The following is a 17,824-nucleotide window of genomic DNA, read 5'->3' as shown; positions in this document are numbered from 1 at the left end:
CTTCTCATCTGTGCGCGAGGGGGGATTTGAACTCTGCTCGACCTGCTCGCACGTGGAGGTTTCACCGGTGCGCCCAGGTACCTGGGGCAAGAGGGCGGGGCCGACCTGCTGTCGTTCATCCCCGGGACGGTCCCCGCCCGATTCGGGGTCTGGTCTGACCGCCAAGTGCAGGTGGCGGCTTCGCTGCTGCGGGGCATGCACGACGCGACCCGAGGCAGCGACTTGGCCGGGCGATACGACGTCGTGTGCCACCACGATCCGGGACCGAACAACGTCGTCTTCCAGAACGGCCTGCCAGCAGCCTTCATCGACTTCGCCGAGGCCGCCCCCGGCAGCCGATTGGAGGACGTGGCCTACCTCGCTTGGACCTGGTCGATCTCCTCGAAGGAGTCGCTGCCCTTGCCCCGTCAGGCAGAGCAAGTGCGGATCGTCGCCGATGCATACGGCCTCGAACCGTCAGAGCGGCACGCCCTGGTCGACTGCATCCTGGAGCGCCAGGAAAGGAACGTGCGCTTCTGGGCAGACTTCCAGGCCAGGCCGGAGACCGCCCCTGCCACCACCTCGCAGATCGCCGACCGGATCGAATGGAGCAGGCGCGAACACGCCTACCTCTTCACGCACCGCGACATCTTCGACCTTGTCCTGACCTGAGACGAACGACAGCACCCCGACCATCACCGAGACCCTCAAATAAGCGCAATATGTCAGGCGCTCTGAGCAACCGAAAGGTCCACATAATATTCACCTTCATGACTATCATTGAGATTCGCTGTGTTGCAATTGATCTCAAATCGTGTTGGATGATTCCACTCTGGCCCCCCAGGACTGGATTTGCGTCTTGTCTGGTTCGGCTCCCGCCCGGGTCATGGACATCGACCGCGACACGATCGAGGCCGCTGACCCGCCATCAGGCGAGTCAGCGGCCCTCTCTCGGTTGCGTCAATCAGGCAGCATTGCCGTGCACTTGACCTCGGCGAACAGCCCCGGCATGGCCAAGGCGGCCACACCGAGCGCGGTCCAGGCGGGCAGTTGCTCCAGGTTGGTGAAGAACCTGTCCTTCACCTTGATAAAGAGTTCCAGGTCGCGCATGTCGGTGTGATACGTGACCATGTCGACGACGTCGTCGAATGTGGCGCCGGCTTCGGCCAGCACCTTCTCGACGTTCACGAAAGCCTGCGTGAACTGGGCCTCCTTGTCTTCGACGGCGTTCAAGTTCTCGTCGCGACCGAGTTGACCGGCCATGAACAGGAAGGGCCCGGCCTTCACACCGGGTGCATACCGAAACCGCTCATGGACTTCCTTCATTTCCGCGGGAACTACCGTCTCTCGGATGAGCATGTCGCTGGTCTCCCTCTTGGGTATACGTCCGACGGCTCGCGGCGCGCATTGGTCGCGTCATCGTAGGGGTTGTGGCGCAACGAAAGCGAGGGAATTTTCGAGGGAGATACCCGAGGCGAGCGATCCGTGTCCTGCTGACGCGCCCAGGCCGCTCTAAGCTGCCCCACCGGGATCAAGCGGCATCCCGCGAGGTACTCGAGGAGCCGCCCGTCGACGGAGTTGTGGGACAACGCTTAGCGACTTCTGGGACCTACCCGATATGCTCCGAGAAGCGGTCGTCGACTGGGAAAACCGCACCGGCAGCGATTACAGCGGCGACTCCCCCTTAGCCCCAAGGGAAATAGCCCGCCCAGAACGGTCCCGGCTTGTAGACCTGTCCGAGAGGAAGAGCCCGGCGTCGGCACTCGCAACGCCGGGCCCCTGCATGCCAGCGTTGCTATTCGGCGGGGGTGAACGAGTGCTGGTCGGCGCTCGCCAGGCTGGAGAGGTACGTGGTGGGTTCTTCGCCGCGCAGCAGGCGCACAAGGAGGTTCGTGGCGGTTCCGGCGTGGAATTCCCACTCTCCGCCGCGCGCGGGTTCTACCGCGATCTGCCAGGAGGCGGGGGCGACGCCGTCTCGGGCGACCCAGAACAGATTGAATCCCAGACCGGAAGTGGCCCAGAGGATCGGCCGGACGCCGGATTCATTGAACACCTGGGGTTTGGTCTGGTCTTCGGGTTCGTCCTGCTCCTCGTCCTCCCAGATGATCTGGAGGTCTTCCATTCGCTCGCGGTGCCGGCGGATCTGGTCGTATCGCCGGTCCGAGGCGGCCGGCTGGAGCAGGAGCGTGTCGTAGCCGATCTTCCCCGGGCCGATGGCGTCGATCAGTTCCCGAAAGTCGGCGGGCACGCTCGCGCCGAGCGCCCTGCCCGCCGCGTCCCAGTCGACCGGCGCGCCTCGATAGGGTACGAAGCCGAGCAGTCCGCGGAGGTCGTCGATGTCGCTCATCCGTCTGCCTTTCTATCGCTGCACGTTCGGGATCGAGACCGTGGTGTGCGGGTTGCCGTCACGGTCGTTGAGCGGGACCGGGTTCCCTTGGGAGTCGGTGAGCTGCATTGTCACACTGGTGGGGACCGGATTGCCCGGAGGGGTGTTGCTGTAGACGGGGGTGACCGTGTACGTGAAGTCCTCGTTCGGGTTCGCCGCCATGTGCCGCCGCACCGCGTTCTCGTAGTGCCGCATGTCGGGCGAGTTGACCCGGTCGAACAGCGGCACGAAATTGCGCGCGTCGTTGTTCGAGCCGCCGAACTGGGCCCCGAGCAGGTGGCCTTTCTGGTGGTCGTTCGAGTCATACCCCGGCGGGATGTCCGGGCGCCCGGTCGGATTCGTCGGGTGCCTGGTCGCCTGGCGGACGCTGTCGTTCATGGTGATGCTGATGCCGGTGGCGCGACCGTGCTCGTCGAGCTCGCCGTAGTTCGGCTGGTACTGGGTCGGCTGCTGCGACCATGCCTCGTCGTTGTCGGTCCCGCGCCGCTCGTTCGGATTGTCGTTGTTCACCTGCGCTTCGGCGACTCTGCCGCGCTGGTATTCGGCGCCGGCGTAGCGGAGGATCCCGGTCACGGTGGTCTGGCCGCCGGTGTTCGCCGTGTTGACGGTGTTATTGGGATTGCTCGAATTCGGGTTGTTCGAGTTGGAGCTGCTGTTGCTGGAGTTGGTGGAGCCGTGGCGCGTGAAGAGCACAGCCGACAGCGCGATGAGGGCAAGGGTGTGCCGCAGGAAGTGTCGCAAGGTCATCCCCCGAGGAGTGCGATGAGGGCTTTGAGGGACTCGAAGAGATCGGTGACGACGGAGTAGATCCGGTTCGTCCACTTCATGATCAGCGCGGGGATCTTCGCGAGCACGAGCGGCGGGAACACCAGCTCGATGAGGATGCTGATGGCCTGCCCGACGGCTTCGGCGATCAGGTCGCGCACGAGTTCGCGGGTGACGGACACGAGCGTGCCCGCCCCTTGGGTTGCGGCAGCCATGGCCGTTGCCGCGCCGGCGATCGCGGCGGTGCCGCCGACGTTGGCGTCCATGAGGGTCAGATAGGCGTCCTTGGCGTCGCCTTCCCAGTCGCTCGACATCTCGCGGGCGAACTGGTCGAGATCGACCGACATGGCGGTCAGCCGCTCGGCCATGTTCGACCACGTCTGCGCGTGCGCCGCAACGAGATCGGGCTTGCCGGTCAGTTCGTCGAGGACCTCGGTGAGCGGGTCGAAATGCTCGATGAGGAACGATGCGGCGCTGCTGAACAGGTACCCGACCGGGTCGAGCGCGGCGGAGGCGACTTCGAGTCCGGCGCCGACGATGGACAGGCTGCCTTGCACCCAGTTCCCTTCAGAGAACTGCTGGGCCAGATCGTAGCCGGTCTCCATCGCGGAGATCCCTTTGAACGGCTGCGTCGGGTCCGGTGTCGGGGAGGCCACGAGATCGCTCATGAGCCCAGCCCCTCGCTGAGGTTGTCGAACGCTTTCGCATTCGCCTCATCCGCGGCCTCATAGTCGTCGGCGGTACCCGCGAGGGCCTGGGACAGCAGCTCCATGTTCTCCTGGCCGAAGTTCACCCATTCGTCGAATTCCTGGTGGCGGCCTTCGAGAATCGCGGGCATCCAGGAGCACAGGAGCCCGTAGGCCTCGTCGTCCTGGCTGATCGCCTGCGACGCGGTGATGAGGGCGTCGAACTCCTCGGAGAACGCCGACAGCCGTGAAGCGAGGTTCCGCAGCTGCTCGGGGTCGACTTGGTAGCCCTCGCCCATGTCAGGACTCCTCCGGGTCGAGTCCGGATCTCGCGTAGTCGGTCAGCGCCTTCGTCGTCGGCGAGTCCGCGCCGAATCTGCGCGCTGCGACTTCCGAGGTGAGTTGCGCGGCTTGCCGTTTCGCAGCCGCGAGCGCGTCTTTGATCTGCCGCGCGGTCTCCTCGGGGGCCTGGCGTTGGACCCGGGTGGACAAGACCAGGTCGGTGAGGTTCCCTGAAGAGTCAACGGTGATGGTCACGACGCCGTTGGGGTCCTGATAGGTCGCTTTCACCGAAGCGAGCTCTTCGTTGGCGGCCGCGAGATCGGCGGCATGGGATTCCATGCGCGCCTTCCACTCGTCCAGCCGCTGCCGCGCCGCATCCATCGGCTCGACCTCCTTCACGTTGGGGCATATGCCAACGAGAGTAGGTGAGCAGTGCTCATGTATGGGTACAAGCGGTTAGCGCATTGAGCTCGAGATCTTCGGACGGCCGACCGCGTACCTGTTGTCCGACCGCCGCCGCTTGCACGACGGTGCACACAGACGTTCTGCCCGTTGCACATGCCGCCGGAGACTGATGCGTCGGCGGCTTTATTCATTTTGCGCGGATGGCAGGATCGGATCATGATCTCTGATCCCTTGCTGGCGCGAGCTCAGTCGCTGTGGGAGACGCTCGCGGCCGTACCGGTCTCGTTCACGCTCAACCGCCCGAGCGTGGTCGCGTCCCCGGATTCGCAGCTCTGCCCGCCGTCATGGGTCGGGATCGTGGCATTGGGCGGCTCGGCGATCGTGACCGTTCCAAGCGAAGCGATGGTCGAGCCGGTAGTCCGTGCATTCGAGCGACGCTCGCCCGACTCTCTCACCGACCCTGATGTCCTGCAGGCGATATTGCCGGTGAAGGAGGTGCTGGGCCCGGCGAATCTGGGGTACGTCTCACCGGACACCTTCCGCCCGGCCGGGTCTGACACGGTGACAGAACAGCTTGCCCCCGGGCATCCGGATCTGCAAGCGCTGCTGGCGTCGGTGGGCCCGGAGGACGCGGAGGAGAGCGGGATCGGCGAGATCACCGCTCCAGCGGTTGTGGCGCGCGTAGGTGCGAAGGTCGTAGCCGCGGCCGGTCACCAGATGTGGCCCGCCGAGACCGCGCACATGTGCGTGCTGACCGACACGGCCATGAGAGACCGCGGTCTGGCGCAACGGGTGGCCTCGGCCGCGGTTGCTCGGGCCCTTGCCGATGGCCTACTGCCGCAGTGGCGTGCGCGGCCTCCGGCGTCCCGTCGAGTCGCGCGAGCCCTCGGCTTCCGCGAGTTGGGAACCCAACTGAGTGCCCACCTGGACCCGGTTCAACTCGCTGACGCAAGCACTCGACCGAGAACTTGACCGCTGCCGTAACCGGGACGCAGGAAGGCGTCGCCTCTGTCCTCGTCCAAGATCAGCGGGGATTGCAGCGGCTTCCTCGGGCGACTACGAGCGTGCTTGAGCGGCATCGTCGCCGGGGGCGGGGCGTCGAAGGGCTTCCCAGGCGGCGTCGGCGAGGACTTGTTCGGCGTTGGTGAGGTGTGCGACCAGGGTGTCCTGATCCGGTGCGGTGATGTGCCCGAAGGGATCGAGGACTGCCCGAACGAGCTGTTCGGCTGGTCCGAGCCATAGCGCGAGGCTGTGCTCGGGCAGCAACGCCCGGAGCTCCCCAGTCGCGGCGCGTTCGCTGAGCCAGTCGGCGAGCCGACCGTAAAAGCCTTGCTTCAGCCGAGCTTCTTCGCCTTCGGCGATCTCGGCGACGCTGGACTCGCGGCAATGGTGCATGTAGCGCATGGCGCGCGGATCGGCACCGGCCCACCGCAGGAAGGCGAGCACCATCCCTCGGACGGCGTCCTCGGTGCGCTCGTGGCGGTCGAGCTCGACGAGCAGGTCGTCCTGGAAGCGCTGCAGGTACTCGAGATAGACCGCGGCTGCCAGGTTGAGCTTGTCGCCGAAGTGGTGGTAGAAGCTGCCCACGCTCACGCCGGCCGCGGTCAGGATGTCTTCCACCCGGGTCGCGGCGACACCCCGTTCGAGGAACAGGTCGATCGCGGCGTCCGCGATCTCCTCGCGGCGCGAGGCGGGCCTGGCTGCTCGTCGGTCTGTGCTGGCGGTGGGAGTCCTGGTCATTGATCTACCTTACATCGGCTAGAAGAATCCTCGGTAACCGTGCTAGAACTTTCTTCTAGAGGTAGAACTTTCCTCTAGAGGTTTCATCGAGCAAGCAGGAGGGCCGGTCATGGCGGCGTACGACACGGAAGGAACCGACATGCAGACAATTCCCCCAGTGGCCCTGGTGACGGGCGCCTCCTCCGGGATCGGGCGGGCGGCCGCGCTCGCCCTCGTGGACGCCGGCTTCGCGGTGGTCGGCACGAGCCGCAATGCGGCGAAGGCCAAGGCGCTCGCCGGGGTGACGTTCCTCGATCTGGACGTGTCCAGCGACGAGTCGGTCCGCGCCCTGGTCGAGGAAGTGATCGAGCGGTTCGGCCGGATCGACGTCCTGGTCAACAACGCGGGCGTGGGCGCGGTCGGTGCCGGCGAGGAGAGTTCGATCGACCAGGCTAGGGAGGTCTTCGACATCAACGTCTTCGGCCTGATGCGGATGACCAACACCGTGGTGCCCTACATGCGCGCCCAGGGCGGCGGCCGCGTCGTGAACGTCTCCTCGGTGCTCGGTCTGATCCCGGCCCCGTTCATGGCCGTCTACGCCGCCACCAAGCACGCGGTCGAGGGCTACAGCGAGTCGGTCGACCACGAGCTTCGCGAGCACGGCGTCCGAATGCTGCTGGTCGAGCCGGCCTACACCAGCACGAGTTTCGAGGCGAGCAGCCTGGCACCCGACTCGCCCCTGCCGGTCTACGCCGCACAGCGGGAAGTGTCCCGAGACGTCCTGGCCAACGCCTTGCGCAACGCCGACGACCCGGACGTGGTCGCGAAGGCGATCGTCGCGGCCGCCACCGATGCCAAGCCCAAGCTCCGGTACACCGCCGGCTCGATGGCCGGACGCGTCAGCCTCCTGCGCCGGATCGTGCCCGCGCGCGCCTTCGACACGCAGATCCGCAAGCTCAACCGACTGGCCGGCTGATCGGGCAGCATACCCAGTGCCTAAGGAGACGCACATGTCCAGCACCACCGCAATCGAAGCGAGCATCGGCACCATTCGTCCGACCGCTCTCGAAGAAAGGACGAACATGGAGTTCGAACACGTCACCTTCGACCTGCCGCACGGCACCTTCCACGCGCTCCAGGGCGGTGATCCCGACGGCCAGCCGACGATCGTCCTGCACGGCTTCCCGGACCATCCGCCGACTGCGGCGCCCTTCCTCGCCGAGCTCGGCCGCCGCGGACGTCGCGTCCTCGCACCGTGGCTTCGCGGCTACGCGCCGTCCCCGACCGAGGGGCCGTTCGACTTCGCGTCCCTCACTGGCGACGTGCTCGCGCTGATCGACCGCTGGTCTCCCGGGAGGCCGGTGGAGTTGATCGGCCACGACTGGGGCGGCGCGATCGTCTACGACGTCAGCGTCACCGCGCCGGAGCGGATCGAACGCGCGGTCACGCTCGCGTTCCCCCACCCGCTCACGTTCCTGAGCCGGCCGCGCCTCGCCCAGCTCCGCCGGAGCTGGTACATGGGGCTCTTTCAACTGCCCGGAAGCGGCTGGATCGTCGGCGCCCGCGATCTCGCCCTCATCGACCGCCTCTGGCGCCAGTGGTCCCCGGGCTTCTCGCTCGATCCGGCACTCAAGGCCCAGCTGCACGAGCACCTGAAAGCGAGCATGCCCTCGCCCCTCGAGTACTACCGGGGGATGCTGCGGCCCGGCATGCTCGCGGCGGCGCGCCGCCTGACCCAGCCGATCAAGGTGCCCCTGCTGCAGCTCCACGGTGCCGACGACGAATGCATCCTCCCCCAGCGGGTCGACGACCGACACCGGTTCGCCGCTCCGCACGCGCGGGAGATCGTCCCCGATGTCGGTCACTTCCCGCATATCGAGGCCCCCGAGGCGATCGCGGAACGGATCGCGGCATGGGCCCGGTAGTGGACCCTCGACCCGCGGGCGAGATCCCTCTCCATCCACACAGGACTTGAAAGATTGACCGAACGATGACTGGCAAGGAAAGGCAGAAGACCATGGCTGTGACGACTTCGCAGTACGAGAGTGACGAACTGGCCGAGGGGACCGTCGATGCGGTGGTGATCGGCGGGGGCGCCGCGGGGTTGAACGGGGCGCTGATCCTCGCCCGCTCACGCCGCTCGGTCGTCGTGATCGACAGCGGCTCCCCGCGCAACGCGCCCGCGGAGGCCGTGCACGGCCTCCTCGCCCTGGACGGCACCCCGCCGTCCGAGATCCTTCGACGGGGCCGGGAGCAGGTGCGCCAGTACGGCGGACGCGTCGTCCACGGCCAGGTGGTCGCGGCCGAGCCCGCCGCCCCGTCGGCGGAGGGGGACCTGCGGTTCACCGTCGCCCTGGCCGACGGCCGCAACATCACCGCCCGCCGCGTCCTGGTGGCCACCGGCCTCAAGGACGTGCTGCCGGAGGTGCCCGGGCTCGCCGAGCACTGGGGGCACAGCGTGGTGCACTGCCCGTACTGCCACGGCTGGGAAGTGCGCGATGAGCCCATCGGCGTCCTCGCCACCGGCCCGGCCTCCATCGGCCACGCGTTCCTGTTCCGTCAGCTGACCGATGACCTGACCTACTTCACGCACGGAACCGACCTGGACGAGGACAGCCGCGCCCGCTTCGCCGCCCGTGGCATCCGCGTCATCGACACCCCGGTCGCCGAGGTCGTCGACGACGAGGACGGCGCCCTCGCCGGGGTGCGCCTGGCCGACGGCCAGGTCGTGGCCCGTCGCGTCCTCGCGGTCGCCGCGCCGATGCAGGCCCGCACTCAGGGCCTGGAGGGTTTGGGCCTGACGGTGCAGGACCTGCCGAAAGGCCGCGGTTTCGCCTCCGGCCCGGCCGGAGCCACCGAGGTGCCGGGTGTGTGGGTGGCCGGCAACGTCACCGATCTGGTCGCCCAGGTCGGGGCCTCCGCAGCGGCCGGCGCACTGGCCGGCGCCGACATCAACATGATGCTGGCCATCGCGGACACCGACGCGGCCCTGCACGCGGCGGGACCGGTCTGATGACTGCTGAACGCGCCGACATCGAAACCACCGAATCCCAGGAAGGCACGAAGTCCCATGATCGCCGCTGAAGCGACGTTCGACGGCACGTGGCCGTATCCCGCCCGCTTCAACGAAGCGGCCGGCTTCCGCCAGCACTACGTCGACGAGGGCCCCGAACGGCCCGATCAGACGATCGTCATGCTGCATGGCGAGCCCACGTGGGGCTACGAATGGCGCCACCTGATCGGGCCGCTGTCACGCCGCCACCGCGTGGTCGTTCCCGACCACATGGGCTTCGGCAAGAGCGAGACACCGCAGGACCGCACGTACGACGCGAGCGAACACATCCTCAATCTCGAATCGCTGCTCGTCGACACGCTCGACCTCACCGACATCACGCTGGTGCTCCGCGACTGGGGCGGCCCCATCGGCACCGGGTTCGCGCTGCGCAACCCCGACCGGATCTCCCGGATCTTCGCCACGAACACCGTGCTTCCACTCACCGACGACATCGGCCCTCTCATGCAGGCCAACGGCGCTGCGAGCCGGTGGTTCCAGTGGGCCGGGTCGGCGATCGCGGACGGTTCGTTCGAGCAGATCCTCGGAAACGCGGGCCGCACCATCGCCCACCTGATGATCGACCTGCAGCACGTCGCCCGGCCCGAGATCGCCACGCCGACCTGGATCCGCGCGTACTCCAGCCCCTTTCCGACCCCGGCGGAGTCCCGCGGTGTCATCGCCTTCCCCCGGCAGGTCCTGGAGGGTCCGCAGGGTCCGCCGCCCGGCCCGCCACCCATGGAAGCCGTCGCCGCGCTGCGAGCCGTGCCGGCGATGCTGGCGGTCGGGATGCGGGACACCGCGCTGCTGCCCGAGTACGTGATCCCGGCGTTCAAGCTCAGCTACCCCGACGCGCCCGTGGTCGAGATCCCGGGCGCCGGCCACTTCCCGACCGAGGACGCTCCCGAGACGCTGCTGGCACTGCTCGAACTGTTCCTGCAGACGACGCCCGCGCGCACCTGAACCCTCAATGTCGAACGGGCGGCTGTGCGCCTGCGGAATCCTCGGCTTCCTGAACGACCAACCCACCAAACCAGATGGAGGACAGAACAATGACGGAACGCAATCCCATTCTGATCACCGGCGCCGGCGGCCAAGTCGGCGGCGTGAGCAGGCTGATGGTCGACATGCTGCTCCAACAGGGCCACCCGGTGCGCGCGTTCGTGCGACGGGACGACGAACGCGCGCAATCGCTGCGCGAGGCCGGGGCCGAGGTCTTCGTCGGCGACCTGCTCAATCTCGCGGACGTGGCCGCCGCGCTGAAGGGTGTCCGGCGCATCTACTTCAGCATGACCCCGCAGCCGTACTACGCCGATGCCCTCACCTTGATGGCCTCGGCGGCGCGAGCCCAGGGCGACATCGAAGCCTTCGTGCACCTGTCCAACTACGAGCAGTCGTACATGACGCTCGAGAAGATGACCGCATCGGAGGAGGAGCGGCGTTCCTGGCTAGGCGGACTGGTCACGGACTGGTCACCGCAGCAGCGGGCGCACTGGATCTGCGAGAAGGTGCTGGACTGGTCCGGCCTCCCCACGGTCAACGTGCGTGCGACCCTGTTCGCCGAGAACCCCCATCTGACCTGGATGCTCCTGGACCCGTTGAGCAACGGTGAACTGCCCCTGCCTTTCGGCAACCAGCGGCTCGCGCCCATCGTCGTTCACGACCTGGCAGAGGTGTGCGTGAAGATCCTGGTCGACCCCGCACCGCACCTCTCGAAGTCCTACGCGCTCACCGGCCCGGAACTGAAGGACATGTACGGGTTCGCTGAGGACTACGCAGCCGTGCTGGGACGCCAGGTCGTCTACCGCCCTCAGGAAGTGGAGTCCTGGAACGAGACCTTCATCAACGAGACCGTCCTGCAGGAGACCCTGGGCGATCCGGCCATGGCCCGGCACGTGGGGGCGCACCTGAGGATCCAGACCAGGCTGATCGCCGGCGGACGGTACGACGTCCTCTCCGACCAACTGGAAACCCTGCTCGGGCGCCCACCGCGGACCATGCGGTGGTCCCTGCAGAACAATGCGCACCTGCGCGAGCTGGCCGGTGCCCCGAGCCAATGAGGGCTCTGGAGCAGAACATGACGCCACACGATGGACGACTACGCGTCCCCGTCCTTTTCTAGGAGCTACTGATGCCCTTCCTTGCGAACACACCGGTGGAGAGCATGACCAGGCCTTACGCGCGGCGCTGGTGGGCGCTGCTCGTGCTGTGCCTGAGCCTGCTGATCACGGTGATGGCGAACACGTCGCTGATCGTCGCCGCCCCCGACATGACCACCGACCTGGGACTGAGCAGCAGTGATCTGCAGTGGGTCGTCGACAGCTACACCGTTCCGTACGCGGCGCTGATGCTCGTGCTGGGTGCGATCGGCGACAAGTACAGCCGCCGCGGCGCGCTGGTGCTCGGCCTGCTGATCTTCGCCGGCGGCTCGGTGATGGGAAGCATGGTCGACGAGACCTCGCTGGTCATCGCGGCCCGCGCGATCATGGGAATCGGTGCCGCGGTCGTCATGCCTGCCACACTGTCCCTGGTGGTCGCGACCTTCCCCCGGAACGAGCGAGCCAAGGCCATCACCGCCTGGGCCGCGACCTCCGGGCTGGCGGTGGCAGTCGGCCCGCTCGTCTCCGGCTGGCTGCTCGAGGATCACGCCTGGAGCTCGACCTTCCTGATCAACGTGCCGATCGCCCTCCTCGCCGTGTTCGGCGCGCTCGCCCTGGTACCGCCGTCCAAGGCGGAGGGCATGGGCCGCATCGACTACGTCGGCGGCCTGCTGTCGATCGTCTCCGTCGGTTCCCTCATCTACGCCGCCATCGAAGGCCCGCACTCCGGCTGGGGCACCGGCCCCGTCGCCGCCGCTGCGGTCGCCGGTGCCGGTCTGGTCGCCTTCGTCGCCTGGGAGCTGCGGCACCCGCACCCGATGCTTGACGTCCGCAAGTTCGCGCTGCGGCCTTTCACCGGCTCGATGCTCGCGGTGATGTTCTTCTTCTTCGGCATGTTCGCGGTGATCTACTACTCGACGCAGTTCCTGCAGTTCGTGATCGGCTACGGCGCCTTGGAAACGGGCCTACGGCTGCTGCCGCTGGGCGGCGCGGTGTTCCTCGGGTCCGCGGTGACCGGGATGCTCACGCCGAAACTGGGAGTGAAGGCGATGGTCGTGACCGGCATGGCCGTCGGCACGGCGGGCATGTTCCTGCTCACCCAGATCGACAAGGGGTCGACGTACGAGGACTTCCTGGCGCCGCTGATGATGCTGGGCCTCGCGCTCGGTCTGAGCATCTCCCCGGCGACCGACACGATCATGGGCTCCTTCCCCGAGTCCGAGTTGGGCGTCGGCGGCGGTGTCAACGACACCGCGCTCGAGCTGGGCGGGGCGCTGGGCATCGCGGTGCTGGGCTCACTGCTGGGCACGGGCTACCGGGACGAGCTGACCGACCTGGTGGGCGACCGGCTTCCGGCGGAGGCGATGGAGACCGCCAAGGACTCCGTCGGCGCCGGACTGGCCGTCGCGGAGCGGGTCGCACAGGATCCCTCCGCCGGGCCCCAGCAGGCCCAGGCCGCCGTGGACGCCGTCCACCAGGCCTTCGCCCACGGGATCGCCCAGACCAGCCTCATCGGCGCGATCATCATGGCCGCCGGAACACTGATCGTCCTCGCGCTCCTGCCGGGCCGGCGCGGGTTCGCCACGAAGAGCGCCGAACCGGGGTCCGGGACGGCGGCGAGCGAGGCGGCGACCGTACGGGAGCACATTGGATCTACCCGCTAGATCGGTGGCAGAGCAGGTGGTTCGGGGAGCGCTGGTCGAAAAGCCGGCACTCCCCGATATCAATGCCTCCAGGGGCCCGACTTCCTTGACCGAGCCGATCGCCCTGCCTGCCAAGGCAACTCCCGGAACGCCGGCGGACGGATCCCCGTGGGCTCAGAGGAGCCCGAGCGGCACGGACACTGCGGCGAAGCCGATCAGAGCGAGCACCCCGACGGCGACCGGCCAGCCCGACCGTTCTGACTGGTGAGGCACGTGGAGCGGGTCGACTAGGATCGGGTCGCGGAAGACGGGCTCCGGTGCGGCTGCTGCAACCGGGCAGCGAGCAAGGGAGAACGGCATGGCCGACATCGAAACCGACGACGAGCGCATTCGGCGGCGACTGCAGGACCTGGAAGGCCGGGTCCACACACTCGAGTCGAACGCCATCCGGGCACTCGCCTTCGCCTCGGGCGCACTGCTAGTGGTCGGCAGTACCCTTCCGATCTTCACTGACGCCAGGGCGTTCGACCCTGCGATCGTGCGCCTGCTGACCGCACCGCTCGACGTCGTCGCCGCCCTCGGCGAGGCAGAGGTCCTCGGAGGCTTCGGGGTCGCGGCGGGGATCGGCTTCCTGATACTCCTGGCGTGCGTCGCCACAGCGGTGGGTGTCTGCTGCCTCCAGTGGCAGCGCTGGGCCGGGCCCCGCGTGGCACGGACCGCCGCGGTCGTCGCCGTGCTGCTGCTGGTCGGCATGCTGGTGCCGGTCGGCTTCACGATCGAAGCCGCGCGATCCGAACTGGACGACAGCGCCGGCCCCGCAATGTGGTACTTCGTTCCTGGCGTGATCATCTTCGCCGCCACCGCCCTCAATGGACACCTGCGCCAGCTCTGGTGCCGCGAGGAATAGCCCAGGCCCCCTCTGACACCAACACGCCCCCGTTCCCGGCGGAATACGGACCGCCGCAAGGACGTTGCCCGAGGCATGTGGAGCAGCGACGACCTCGATCTTGACGCCTACCTCGCCCATCTCGGCTACGAGGGCGACCGCACACCCACCCTGGAGACCCTGCGGGCCCTGCAGCGCGCGCACGTGCTGAACATCCGGTGGGACACGCTCGACAGCTTCCTCTACCACCAGGTGCGGCTCGACCTGCCCGCATTGCAGGACAAGCTGATCCGCCGCGGCCGCGGCGGCTACTGCTTCGAGCACGCCACCCTCTTCGCCGCCGCGCCAGATCGGTGCGGACTCGACCAAGCCCCGCCCGGCCACGCACGCGATGCTCATCGTGGAGCTCGACGGCGCGCGCTGGCTGAACGACGTCGGCTTCGGCGCCAGCCCCCTGGAGCCCATCGAACTGGTCGACGGCGCCCGCAGCGACGCCGCGCTCTGGCCGCTCGTGCTGCGGTGGGAGGAGATCACCCACGGCTCGCCGGGATGGGCCGTGCACCAGCGCGGGGCCGGCGCGGACGAGTGGCAGGTGCGGCAGGTCTTCACTGAGAACCCCCAGTACCCCGTGGACTTCGCGGTCGGGAACCACTTCGTGGCCTCGAACGACCGCTCCCCGTTCGTCATCCGCCCATACGTGCAGCGGCAGTGCCCCGACCGGTACGACACGCTCGACGCGCTCACCTGGACGACCGAACGCCCCGGCAGCGCCCCGAAGCAGGAGGCCGTCAGCCCCCACGAGGTCCCCAAGCTCCTCGCCGACGTCTTCGACATCCGCACCGACGCTGACGAAGCCGACCTCCTGGTCCGCCGACTGACCGAACTGGACCGCCAGCAGGCCTGACCGCCGACCTGCTGAACGGCCCCGCGCGTCGAGCCGGTCGGTACCCCTGATGGCCGGCCGCCCAAGGTCCTAGTGCTTGATGCCGATGCGGGCGTGCAACCGGCGCAGCGCCGCCGGTGCCCACCAGTTGCGTCTTCCGGTGAGCCGCATGGCGACGGGGAGCAGGACTCCGCGGATGACCGTGGCGTCCACGACGACGGCGAGGGCCATGCCGACGCCGAGCATCTGCACGAAGACGACCTGGCTGGTCGCATAGACGGCGAACGTCGCGGCCAGCACGAGCGCGGCGGCGGTGACCAGGGGCGCGCTGCGCTGGAGTCCGGCCGCGACCGAACCTATCGTATCGCCGGTGCGGTCGTACTCCTCCTTGATGCGCGCGAGCATGAACACCTCGTAGTCCATGGACAACCCGTATGCGACGCAGAACATCAGGATCGGGACGCTCAACTCGAAAGAGCCCTGCGGCGTGAATCCCAGGTATCCGGAGAGGTTGCCGTCCTGGTAGATCCAGACCAGGGCGCCGAACATGACCGACAGCGACAGCATGTTGAGGAGGGTCGCCTTGACCGGCGCGACGACGCTGCCGGTCATGAAGAACAGGATGATGAAGGTGACCAGCACGATCAGGGCCGCCACGAGAGGCAGCCTCGACAGCAGAGCGTCCCGGAAGTCGGCGAGGTCGGCAGGGTAGCCCGAGACTGCGGTCGCGAACGGGGCCTCGACGGCGCGGACCGCTTCGACCATGGCGTAAGGGTCGGTTCGCATCGCCTCGCCGGTAGGGACGACGGAGGCCCACGTGTCGGTGCCGCCGGGGGCGGGGAAGCGACCGGGATCGGCGGGTGCGGCGAGAGCGCCGTCTACGAACCGGCCGGCGGCCGAATCCACTTGGGCGATGCCGGAGACGGCCGAGAGGTCGGCGGCATAGCGGGCGAGGTCGTCGGAGTCGGGCGCCTCGGCGAGGATCTGGAGGGCGTCGGTGGCCTCGGCGGTGAAGTTCGCGGTGACCTGGTCGGTGACGATGCGGGCTTCGGCGTCCCGCGGGAGGGCGCGTTCGTCGGGGACGCCGAAGCGCACGCCGAGGAGCGGCGAGGCCAGGAACGCGACGAGCACGAGTGCGGCGGCGCCCCAGGCGAAGGGGCGTCGCATGACCGCGGTGGCGAGCCGGTGCCAGCGGCCGTCCTCGACCGGGGCGGGAGGGCGGGCCAGTTCGACTCGGCTGCCCCACAAGGCGAGGGCGGCGGGCAGCACGATGACGGCGCCGGCGGCGCCGACCAAGGGCACCAGGATGCCGGCGTAGGCGAACGACCGCAGGAACGGGAAGGGCATCGCGAGGAGCACGGACAGGCTGGCGGCGACGGTGACGGCGCTGAAGAGGACGGTGCGCCCGGCGGTGGCGACGGTGTTCGCGATGGCCGTGGCGCGGTCGTGGCCGGCCGCTTCCTCGCGGTAGCGATTGACGATGAACAGGCAGTAGTCCACGGCCAGGCCGATGCTCATGACGAGGATCAAATTGGCCGCGAACGTCGAGACTTCGGTGAACGCGGCGATGAACCTGGTGAGTGCCAGCGCGACGACGAGCGAGAGGACGCCCACGCCCATGGTCAGCAGCGCCGCGACGGGGCGGCGGTAGAGGACCACGAGCAGGACGAGCAGGCCGGGGATGATGACGGCCTCAGCGACGAGGAAGTCCTCTCGGGCCAGTTCCGCGCCTTCACGGAAGAGCTCGTCCGAGCCGCCGACACCGACCGTGACGGCGCCGCGGTCCACGGCGAACTCCTCCTTGAGACCGGGAAGGACGTTCTCTCGGACGTCGGTCACCTCGCCGGGCAGGTACGCCAGGATGAGCGCCTGTGCGCCGTCCTCGCTGCGGAGTACCGGCGAGCCCGTGTCCCAATAGGACTCGACTGATCCGATCCGGTCGTGAGCGGCGAGTTCGGCGGCGATCTCGGCTCCCGCGGCGGCGGCCTCGGCGTCATCCACGTCGCCGGAGTCGGCGGTGACCAGGAGGAGGAAGTTGGCGCTGCCGACATCGAAGGCGTCGTCGAGTTCATCGCCGGTGACGATGGACTCCGATCCCGGCACCTCGTAGCGCGAGAGCATGAGGGCGTCGAGAGTGCCGGAGGCGACGGCGGCGCTCGCGGCGAAGAGGACCAGCGAGGCGGTCAGGAGGCTGCGGCTGCGCCGGATCGCGAAGCGGCCGAGCCGGCGCATGAAGGCGTCTTCCGGGGCGCGGAGTCTCGGCTGTGGGGTGGCAGTGGAGGTCATCAGGGTCTCCCGACCTGCGTAGACTGAACACGAGTGGTTGCTCGTATTAAAAATACGAGTAATTGCTCGTATTTTCGAGACCGGGAGACAGTTAGTGACCGAGGACACGGAGAAGCCGTCCAGGAAGCGGCAGGCGCGAGGCGAGAAGCGCATCGCCGAACTACTCGACGCGGCGGAGCGGGTCTTCGCGGCCAAGGGTTTCAAGGGCGCGACGACGAACGCGATCGCCGCCGAGGCCGGCGCCTCACCGGGGACGCTGTATCAGTTCTTCAAGAACAAGGAGGCGATCGCGGAGGCACTGACCGCCCGCTATGTCGAGCGGCTGCGCGCGGCTCACGGCGAGGCGTTCGACCTGTCGGTGGCCGACCTGCCGCTGAACGTGATGCTCGACCGGATCCTCGACCCGCTCATCGCCTTCGACCGGGCGAACCCGGGCTTCTACGCGCTGCTGGCCGACCCGCACACCTCGCCGGACCTGGTCGGCGCGAAGCGCCCGGCGCAGGCGGTCATGTTCGACCGCCTCGACGCGATCCTCGAGCGCAAGGCCCACGGTCAACCGCCCGAGCAGCGCAGACGAACCGCCGAAGTGGCCGTGCATCTCTTCCGCGGCCTGCTCCCGCTGATCATGGCGGCCTCGGAGGAGGACCTGCCGGCAGTCATCACGGAAGTCAAGCGAGCGCTCGGCGCCTACCTGGACGGAGCCCTCGCCGACGCAGACCGGTGATGCCGCGCGATAGTCGCGGTGTGCGGGTT

The 17,824-nt window shown here is 68.1% G+C and carries 19 protein-coding genes and 1 pseudogene; 12 read left to right on the top strand and 8 right to left on the bottom strand.

The annotated features are described in order from the left end of the window. Window positions 1-195: 195 nt before the first annotated feature. Window positions 196-651, top strand: a complete 456-nt coding sequence (locus O2L01_RS21465; RefSeq protein ID WP_270124085.1) for a phosphotransferase — start codon at window positions 196-198, stop codon at window positions 649-651. A gap of 288 nt (window positions 652-939) precedes the next feature. On the opposite strand, the gene O2L01_RS21460 is transcribed toward O2L01_RS21465, so the two are convergent. The 6 genes from O2L01_RS21460 to O2L01_RS21435 all read right to left on the bottom strand — a co-directional run bounded on the left by O2L01_RS21460 (window position 940) and on the right by O2L01_RS21435 (window position 4,497). Beyond that, window positions 940-1,338: a RidA family protein gene (locus O2L01_RS21460; RefSeq protein WP_270124084.1), complete on the bottom strand. Its 399-nt coding sequence runs from the start codon at window positions 1,336-1,338 to the stop codon at window positions 940-942. Between the two features lie 436 nt (window positions 1,339-1,774). After that, window positions 1,775-2,326 carry a hypothetical protein gene (locus tag O2L01_RS21455; RefSeq protein ID WP_270124083.1) on the bottom strand — a complete coding sequence of 184 codons (552 nt, stop codon included), beginning with the start codon at window positions 2,324-2,326 and terminating at the stop codon, window positions 1,775-1,777. Window positions 2,327-2,338: 12 nt separating this feature from the next. Further along, window positions 2,339-3,112 (bottom strand): DNA/RNA non-specific endonuclease, encoded by a 774-nt coding sequence (locus O2L01_RS21450; protein ID WP_270124082.1) that lies wholly within the window; start codon window positions 3,110-3,112, stop codon window positions 2,339-2,341. Next, complete coding sequence (locus tag O2L01_RS21445; RefSeq protein WP_270124081.1) at window positions 3,109-3,798, bottom strand: WXG100 family type VII secretion target; 690 nt, start codon at window positions 3,796-3,798, stop codon at window positions 3,109-3,111. Before O2L01_RS21445 ends, O2L01_RS21450 begins: the two co-directional genes overlap by 4 nt. Further along, window positions 3,795-4,115, bottom strand: a complete 321-nt coding sequence (locus O2L01_RS21440) for a type VII secretion target (RefSeq protein ID WP_270124080.1) — start codon at window positions 4,113-4,115, stop codon at window positions 3,795-3,797. The genes O2L01_RS21445 and O2L01_RS21440 overlap by 4 nt, the downstream gene beginning before the upstream one ends. A 1-nt stretch (window position 4,116) precedes the next feature. After that, window positions 4,117-4,497: a YbaB/EbfC family nucleoid-associated protein gene (locus O2L01_RS21435; protein WP_270124079.1), complete on the bottom strand. Its 381-nt coding sequence runs from the start codon at window positions 4,495-4,497 to the stop codon at window positions 4,117-4,119. Window positions 4,498-4,719: 222 nt separating this feature from the next. Between O2L01_RS21435 and O2L01_RS21430 the strand changes: the two genes are divergently transcribed. Beyond that, window positions 4,720-5,475, top strand: a complete 756-nt coding sequence (locus O2L01_RS21430) for a GNAT family N-acetyltransferase (protein ID WP_270124078.1) — start codon at window positions 4,720-4,722, stop codon at window positions 5,473-5,475. An 84-nt stretch (window positions 5,476-5,559) separates the two neighbouring features. Here O2L01_RS21430 and O2L01_RS21425 read toward each other — a convergent pair whose 3' ends face one another. Then, complete coding sequence (locus O2L01_RS21425; protein ID WP_270124077.1) at window positions 5,560-6,243, bottom strand: TetR/AcrR family transcriptional regulator; 684 nt, start codon at window positions 6,241-6,243, stop codon at window positions 5,560-5,562. Window positions 6,244-6,382: 139 nt separating this feature from the next. On the opposite strand from O2L01_RS21425, the gene O2L01_RS21420 reads away from it, so the two are divergent. From O2L01_RS21420 to O2L01_RS21385, 9 genes and pseudogenes are all read left to right on the top strand, one after another. Beyond that, window positions 6,383-7,198 (top strand): oxidoreductase, encoded by an 816-nt coding sequence (locus O2L01_RS21420; RefSeq protein WP_270124076.1) that lies wholly within the window; start codon window positions 6,383-6,385, stop codon window positions 7,196-7,198. A 34-nt stretch (window positions 7,199-7,232) separates the two neighbouring features. After that, a complete protein-coding gene (locus O2L01_RS21415; RefSeq protein WP_270124075.1) occupies window positions 7,233-8,147 on the top strand; it encodes an alpha/beta fold hydrolase in 915 nt (304 codons plus the stop codon). Between the two features lie 92 nt (window positions 8,148-8,239). After that, the gene (locus O2L01_RS21410; protein WP_270124074.1) at window positions 8,240-9,235 is read left to right on the top strand and encodes an NAD(P)/FAD-dependent oxidoreductase; all 996 of its coding nucleotides are present in this window, start codon (window positions 8,240-8,242) and stop codon (window positions 9,233-9,235) included. Window positions 9,236-9,292: 57 nt separating this feature from the next. Continuing rightward, a complete protein-coding gene (locus tag O2L01_RS21405) occupies window positions 9,293-10,237 on the top strand; it encodes an alpha/beta fold hydrolase (protein ID WP_270124073.1) in 945 nt (314 codons plus the stop codon). An 89-nt stretch (window positions 10,238-10,326) separates the two neighbouring features. Continuing rightward, on the top strand, window positions 10,327-11,334 hold the full coding sequence (locus O2L01_RS21400) for an NAD(P)H-binding protein (RefSeq protein WP_270124072.1): 1,008 nt from the start codon (window positions 10,327-10,329) through the stop codon (window positions 11,332-11,334). Window positions 11,335-11,405: 71 nt separating this feature from the next. Continuing rightward, window positions 11,406-13,037: an MFS transporter gene (locus tag O2L01_RS21395; protein ID WP_270124071.1), complete on the top strand. Its 1,632-nt coding sequence runs from the start codon at window positions 11,406-11,408 to the stop codon at window positions 13,035-13,037. 337 nt (window positions 13,038-13,374) lie between these two features. After that, entirely contained in the window at window positions 13,375-13,923 is a 549-nt protein-coding gene (locus tag O2L01_RS21390) for a hypothetical protein (RefSeq protein ID WP_270124070.1), read from the top strand. Window positions 13,924-13,998: 75 nt separating this feature from the next. Continuing rightward, window positions 13,999-14,202: pseudogene (locus O2L01_RS25775) on the top strand (arylamine N-acetyltransferase); the annotation flags it as partial. A 91-nt stretch (window positions 14,203-14,293) separates the two neighbouring features. Continuing rightward, window positions 14,294-14,806 (top strand): arylamine N-acetyltransferase family protein, encoded by a 513-nt coding sequence (locus tag O2L01_RS21385; protein ID WP_270124069.1) that lies wholly within the window; start codon window positions 14,294-14,296, stop codon window positions 14,804-14,806. Window positions 14,807-14,875: 69 nt separating this feature from the next. Here the strand turns inward: O2L01_RS21385 and O2L01_RS21380 are convergent, their stop codons facing one another. Then, window positions 14,876-17,071, bottom strand: a complete 2,196-nt coding sequence (locus tag O2L01_RS21380; protein WP_270124068.1) for an MMPL family transporter — start codon at window positions 17,069-17,071, stop codon at window positions 14,876-14,878. Between the two features lie 94 nt (window positions 17,072-17,165). Here O2L01_RS21380 and O2L01_RS21375 point away from each other — a divergent pair, with 94 nt between their 5' ends. Next, window positions 17,166-17,795, top strand: coding sequence for a TetR/AcrR family transcriptional regulator (locus O2L01_RS21375; RefSeq protein WP_270124067.1), 630 nt, complete (start codon window positions 17,166-17,168; stop codon window positions 17,793-17,795). Window positions 17,796-17,824 lie beyond the last annotated feature (29 nt).

Origin of the sequence: Glycomyces lechevalierae, assembly GCF_027622945.1 — a bacterium.
GTDB classification, from domain to species: Bacteria; Actinomycetota; Actinomycetes; order Mycobacteriales; family Micromonosporaceae; genus Glycomyces; species Glycomyces rutgersensis.
This window is presented reverse-complemented; position numbering and strand designations above follow the sequence as displayed.

Coding starts and splice junctions, on each gene's coding strand:
- O2L01_RS21465 (WP_270124085.1), top strand. CDS start 196: ATGCACGACGCGACCCGAGGCAGCGACTTGGCCGGGCGATACGACGTC.
- O2L01_RS21460 (WP_270124084.1), bottom strand. CDS start 1,338: ATGCTCATCCGAGAGACGGTAGTTCCCGCGGAAATGAAGGAAGTCCAT.
- O2L01_RS21455 (WP_270124083.1), bottom strand. CDS start 2,326: ATGAGCGACATCGACGACCTCCGCGGACTGCTCGGCTTCGTACCCTAT.
- O2L01_RS21450 (WP_270124082.1), bottom strand. CDS start 3,112: ATGACCTTGCGACACTTCCTGCGGCACACCCTTGCCCTCATCGCGCTG.
- O2L01_RS21445 (WP_270124081.1), bottom strand. CDS start 3,798: ATGAGCGATCTCGTGGCCTCCCCGACACCGGACCCGACGCAGCCGTTC.
- O2L01_RS21440 (WP_270124080.1), bottom strand. CDS start 4,115: ATGGGCGAGGGCTACCAAGTCGACCCCGAGCAGCTGCGGAACCTCGCT.
- O2L01_RS21430 (WP_270124078.1), top strand. CDS start 4,720: ATGATCTCTGATCCCTTGCTGGCGCGAGCTCAGTCGCTGTGGGAGACG.
- O2L01_RS21425 (WP_270124077.1), bottom strand. CDS start 6,243: ATGACCAGGACTCCCACCGCCAGCACAGACCGACGAGCAGCCAGGCCC.
- O2L01_RS21420 (WP_270124076.1), top strand. CDS start 6,383: ATGCAGACAATTCCCCCAGTGGCCCTGGTGACGGGCGCCTCCTCCGGG.
- O2L01_RS21415 (WP_270124075.1), top strand. CDS start 7,233: ATGTCCAGCACCACCGCAATCGAAGCGAGCATCGGCACCATTCGTCCG.
- O2L01_RS21410 (WP_270124074.1), top strand. CDS start 8,240: ATGGCTGTGACGACTTCGCAGTACGAGAGTGACGAACTGGCCGAGGGG.
- O2L01_RS21405 (WP_270124073.1), top strand. CDS start 9,293: ATGATCGCCGCTGAAGCGACGTTCGACGGCACGTGGCCGTATCCCGCC.
- O2L01_RS21400 (WP_270124072.1), top strand. CDS start 10,327: ATGACGGAACGCAATCCCATTCTGATCACCGGCGCCGGCGGCCAAGTC.
- O2L01_RS21395 (WP_270124071.1), top strand. CDS start 11,406: ATGCCCTTCCTTGCGAACACACCGGTGGAGAGCATGACCAGGCCTTAC.
- O2L01_RS21390 (WP_270124070.1), top strand. CDS start 13,375: ATGGCCGACATCGAAACCGACGACGAGCGCATTCGGCGGCGACTGCAG.
- O2L01_RS21385 (WP_270124069.1), top strand. CDS start 14,294: ATGCTCATCGTGGAGCTCGACGGCGCGCGCTGGCTGAACGACGTCGGC.
- O2L01_RS21380 (WP_270124068.1), bottom strand. CDS start 17,071: ATGACCTCCACTGCCACCCCACAGCCGAGACTCCGCGCCCCGGAAGAC.